Origin of the sequence: Curtobacterium sp. B8 (assembly GCF_000333315.1) — a bacterium.
Lineage (GTDB): Bacteria > Actinomycetota > Actinomycetes > Actinomycetales > Microbacteriaceae > Curtobacterium > Curtobacterium luteum.
The window spans coordinates 1-5,083 of record NZ_BACW01000415.1 but is presented as its reverse complement, the minus strand read 5'-3'; the positions used below and the strand labels follow the sequence as shown (position 1 = coordinate 5,083).

The 5,083-nt window shown below is 71.5% G+C and carries 5 protein-coding genes and 1 tRNA gene; 2 read left to right on the top strand and 4 right to left on the bottom strand.

Features of this window, described 5'->3' with window-relative positions; all coding sequences use genetic code 11:
• Positions 1 to 20: 20 nt before the first annotated feature.
• Complete coding sequence (locus tag I59_RS10760) at positions 21 to 689, bottom strand: EamA family transporter (protein ID WP_022903877.1); 669 nt, start codon at positions 687 to 689, stop codon at positions 21 to 23.
• 82 nt (positions 690 to 771) lie between these two features.
• A tRNA-Val gene (locus tag I59_RS10755) sits at positions 772 to 844 on the bottom strand.
• A 208-nt stretch (positions 845 to 1,052) separates the two neighbouring features.
• Here I59_RS10755 and I59_RS10750 point away from each other — a divergent pair.
• A complete protein-coding gene (locus tag I59_RS10750) occupies positions 1,053 to 2,609 on the top strand; it encodes a putative Ig domain-containing protein (RefSeq protein WP_022903876.1) in 1,557 nt (518 codons plus the stop codon).
• 103 nt (positions 2,610 to 2,712) lie between these two features.
• Positions 2,713 to 3,618, top strand: coding sequence for a PHP domain-containing protein (locus I59_RS10745; RefSeq protein WP_022903875.1), 906 nt, complete (start codon positions 2,713 to 2,715; stop codon positions 3,616 to 3,618).
• A gap of 132 nt (positions 3,619 to 3,750) precedes the next feature.
• On the opposite strand, the gene I59_RS10740 is transcribed toward I59_RS10745, so the two are convergent.
• On the bottom strand, positions 3,751 to 4,098 hold the full coding sequence (locus tag I59_RS10740) for a hypothetical protein (protein WP_148286173.1): 348 nt from the start codon (positions 4,096 to 4,098) through the stop codon (positions 3,751 to 3,753).
• A partial coding sequence (locus tag I59_RS10735) for a DUF4238 domain-containing protein (protein ID WP_049976570.1) occupies positions 4,095 to 5,083 on the bottom strand: 989 nt, incomplete at its 5' end. The genes I59_RS10735 and I59_RS10740, both read right to left, overlap by 4 nt.

The following is a 5,083-nucleotide window of genomic DNA, read 5'->3' as shown; positions in this document are numbered from 1 at the left end:
CAGCACGTTTGTCCACGAGGTCAGAACGCGCCGCCCGTCAGGACCAGGACCGGCAGCAGCAGGACGCCACCCGTGCCGAAGACCGCCCCAATCGACGCCGCACGGCCCGCGCCGACGACCATCAGCCGGTGGGCCGCCCACGAGTACACCGCGTACGTGACGCCGGCGACGAGTCCGAGGAGGATCCCGAGGACCGTGCCGCCCGACCCGATGTCGGTGCCGGCGGGCGCGTCGGTCGGGGCCTGCCCGCTGTCGACGCCGGACAGGCAGAGCACGGTGCTGCCGAGGACCCCGAGCGCCGCGGCGGCCACCCACGCACGTCCGAGTGGTCGGCGGTCGACCACGCGTTCGAGCACGCCCGACGCCAGCGGGGCGGACGCGAGCGAGACCACGGAACCGATCGCGACGCCCGCGGTGTGCATGGAGCTGTAGAACGCGAGCGGGTACACCGCGACCGCGATGCCGCCCACCAGGACCAGACCGAGGTGGCGGCGGAGCACCGGCCGCGCCCTCTGGAGCGGCCTGACGGCGACGGCGGCCTGGAGGAGTCCGCCGATCCCCAGTGCGGCCGCACCGATGGCGAGCGGGCCGACCGCGGCGGTCGCGGCGGCGGTGCCGGTGGTGCCCCAGAGGACCGCGGTGACGACGACGGCGACCAGGCCGGTCCGGGGCGACGGGGTGGTGCGCACCGGTCGCACCTCCGCTCGCTGGGGTGGGCTCTGGCTCTGGCTCTGTCTATGGCTCTGGCTCTGCGGAGCGGTCCCCGCGGGGTGGGCCCTGACGGACTCGAACCGCCGACATCTTCGGTGTAAACGAAGCGCTCTACCAACTGAGCTAAGAGCCCCTGTTCGACCATCCTAGGGGGCCGCCGCGGACCCTTCGTTCGACACTCCATCTGAAGAGTCGTTCAGTGATCGGGGCGGTGCGTCTCGCTGACCAGGGCTTTCTCGACTCCCCCCTCGAACGTGTGGCACGGACCGGAGCCCCGAGGACCCCTATGCTTCGCGAACGGACAGCAATGCCTGGTGTCCGATGACCGAGGGGGAATCCCGTTGCCGAACCGCACTCCGAACCGTCGTCGCGCCTGCACGGCGGGGACACTCGTCGCCGTCATCACGCTCGGTGGCCTGCTCGGGGTGGCGGGCCCCGCTGCCGCAGTCGCCGCAGACACGACCTCCGGGACTGACGCGGACGTCGCGGTGGTCGGGCAGCAGGCGGACCCGGCTGCCGCGGACACGGGGAGCTCCGGCGGGGCAGCGGCAGACGCAGGAGCGGCGAGCGACACCGGCGCCGCTGGCTCGGGCGCCGCCGACTCGGGTGCTGCCGGCACGGGTGCCGCCGGCTCGGGCGCCGCCGGCTCGGATGCAGCGACGCCTGCGGATGCCGGGACCGCGGCCGGCACTCCCGCGACCTCGGACCCGACCACACCCGCGGCCTCGTCGTCCCCGGACCCGTCCGACACCGCGTCCCCCACCGCCGACGCGACCGCCGTGACGATCGACGGCGCGCCGACGGTCGGCGCCACGCTGACCGCGCGTGCGACGGGGTTCACCGGCCCCGTCACGTACTCCTGGCGCGCCGGGGACACCACCCTCGCGGCCGACGGAGACTCCTACACGCCGACCCGCGCGGACGCGGGCCAGGTCATCACGGTCACCGTCGACTCCCTCACCGACGACCCACGGTCGGCGAGCACCACCCGGGTGACGGCGCCGCCCGCGTTCGACGACCAGTCGACCCCGGACGACCCGGTCACGCTGACCACCGGCGCCGGCGAACGGTTCCGCCACGCGTTCGCCACCACCGGGTTCCCTGCTCCGACGTACTCCGTGCAGTACTGGGACGCCGACGCGTCGCCCGAGGAGTCCGAGGGCGACGACTCGTCCTTCCTGCCGTACGGGATCACCCTCGACCACACGACCGGCGTCCTGTCCGGCACCTCGGACTACGCCGGGACGTACGCCTTCCGGATCGTCGCGACCGACGGCACCACGAGCGTGTCGCAGTACGTCCACCTCACGACCACCCCTGGGGCACCGCTCGGCATCGAGGTCACCGCCGAGGACCGGTCCACCGTCCTCACCGCACACTCGACCAGCTGGGTCATCGAGCGCGACGGCACCGTGTGGACGTTCCAGAACGAGACGACCCGTGACGGCGACGGCTACATCACGTTCGGGTCCGGTTTCGAGGGCGGCCAGCCGACGATCGACCAGGGCGGCACCCTCCTCGTCGGCGGCGACCTCGTCGACCGGTTCGGCAACGCCGTGCACGCCGACGACTGGATACCCACGCCGGTGACCGTGACCTCCGACCACGCCTCGGACGTCATCGCGCCGGACGAGGAGTGGACCGGCCGGGCCGACGTGACGTTCCCGCAGGCGTCGACCCACCGACTGCCGGTGTCGGCGCAGGACTTCGCCACGGCGTTCACCGTCGCCGTGCGACCCACCGCGGTCACGACCGTACGGACCGTCCCGACGACGACCCGCACCGAGCTCGCCTACACCGGTTCGGACGCGCTGGGCCTCCTGCCCTGGGCAGCAGGCCTGCTCCTCGGCGGCGCCGCGATCACCGCCGTGCGCGGAGGCGTCCGCCGCCGGCGCTGACGAGACAGCCGCATCCGCGGTCGCGGCGTCACCGGTGTTCTGCGGCGCTCCGGTGTCGTGACCGGCCTTGCCGCCGGTGCTGCCCGGTGGCAGGGTCGGTTCCATGACGCTGCCCGCCGACGCGCACGTGCACAGCGAGTTCTCATGGGACGCCGGATCGGACCCGTCGTCCGTCGGCTCGATGCGGCGGACCTGCGAGCGAGCGGTGCGCATCGGACTGCCGGCCCTCGTGTTCACCGAGCACCTCGACCTCGAGGACCACTGGGTCACCGGGCCGGAGGACCTCGGATCGCACGCCCGCAGCCTGGTGGGCGTGGACGGCCGGGTGCGGTTGCCGCCGCTCGACCTCGACGGGTACCTCGCCGCCATCGACCGCTGTCGGTACGACTTCCCGGAGCTCACGATCCTGACCGGCGTCGAGTTCGGGCAACCGCACCTGTGGAACGCCGCGGCGGCCGACGTCGTCCGCCGGGTCGACCGGGTCAACGGGTCGCTGCACATGCTGCCGTTCGAAGAGGGTGACGCAGGTGCAGGATCGGACGCGGACGGCGCTGCTCGAGGTGCCGCACACGATGCCGGGGCCCGGACCGAACCGTCGACGCTCTACCGGTACCGGCCGCCTGCCGACGTCATGTGGGCGTACCTCGCCGAGATCCCGCGCATGGTCGCCGGCTCGGACTCCTTCGCGGTCTTCACCCACATCGACTACGCCGTCCGTTCCTGGCCGAGCGCCACCGCCGGCCCGTTCGACCCCCGCGAGTTCGAGGAGGGGTTCCGCGCGGGGATGCGCGCGATCGCCTCGTCCGGTCGGGCCCTCGAGATGAACACCCGACGGCTCTGGTCGTGGGTCCCGCAGTGGTGGGCGGAGGAAGGCGGCCGGGCGGTCACGTTCGGGAGCGATGCGCACACCGCGGACGCCCTCGCCACGGGGTTCCCCGAGGCGACGGTGCTGCTCGAGTCGTTCGGGTTCCGGGCGGGGCGTCGGCCCGAGGAGTTCTGGACGCGGTGACCCGGGGCTCACGGGGAACGCGGCGTCGCGGAGCGAGCTCGAGGACCGCTCCTCCCCACGCAGCCCTCGCGCACCTGACCATGAACCGTTCGTTCGGTCTCCTGTGGGTCGCCCAGGCACTGTCGTCCATCGTCAACGCTCCCGACCCGGCATCGTCACCGCGCCCTGCCACACCCACACCCGGTACCGCGATCCGTCCCGCCGGATGACCTCCACCTGCACCGCCCGGTCCGTGTACGCGACGACGACCGCCCGCTCCTGCACGCGCACCTCGACGAACCGCAGCCAGACGTCGACGGTGTCCCCGTCCGAGACCGGGACGGGTGCATCCGGGCCGATCTCCTCGCGCGTGAGGCTCACCGGGTACGGACGGGTCAGGAACTCGTTGACCGCAGCCCGCGAGACATCTGCCGGCACTGTGCGGTATTCGCCTGTGCGGAGTTCGCTGCTCGGCCAGCGGTCGGCGCGGCGTCGACTCATGGCATCTCCAATCGAACGTCTGTTCGAATGATAGACCGAGCCGGAACTGAGTCGTCACGACCACCCGCGCTCGCACGGCCCCAGGGCTCCCCGTTGCACTCCCAGGCCTGGCTCCCCATCTCCATCCGAATCGGGTTCGGCTCGGGCAGGTCCTCGGGAAGGAATCGCTCGTCCTTCGGATGCAGGAAGAGCCATTTGCTCGCGAATCCCACGGTGTGTTCGTTGAAGAAGCGCTCCATCTGAGTGCTCCCGAGCGGGAGTGTCATGTCGAGCTCGCCAGCTGCCACGCGATCGACCGAGATGTGCTCGGCGAAGACCATCGGGTCCCCCATCACCAGGCCGAGCTTGCGCGTCAGCGGCATGATGATGCCTGCTGCAGTGGCGTAGCCGACACCTTCCCAGGGGGACGCATCGGCTGGCGTGACGAGGGACACGGGATGATCAGAGGTCACGAGCGATCTGCGATCGAATCGGACGAGCGTCCACGGACGTCCGAGGATGTACGGGAGGATCTGCGTCGCGCTGGAGAGCATCTGGTCGGCGAACTCGATGCTGCTCACCCGCAAGGGCGGCCCTTCGGGGCGTATCGCTTCGGCCCACATCCGATCGACGGTGTCGTTCGTGAGTTGCGGGTCCGCTCGTTGGAGCTGCTGCGTGAAGAGCTCGCGTCCGCCGACACCGATTTGCAGACGCGCCAGCTGTGCTTCGAGTGAATCCACGGTGCGGCGCTGCGTCTGTGTGCGAGTGCTTTGCAACGCGATGAAGAAGGCGAGCGTCTGACGGTCCGCCGATGGGAGCGGCCACACGCCTGACGCGATCTGCGCGATGATCGCAGCCGTCGGGGCCTCGACTTCCGCAAGCGCCCGCTCGAGGACGTCATCGCCATCGTCATGCCCCGGCAGGGCGTAGAAGTCGGTCTCAACGGCAGCACTGTTCACGGACTGCTTGTACCGCCGTTCCCCGGGCAGCGGGACCGTCAGGAGCG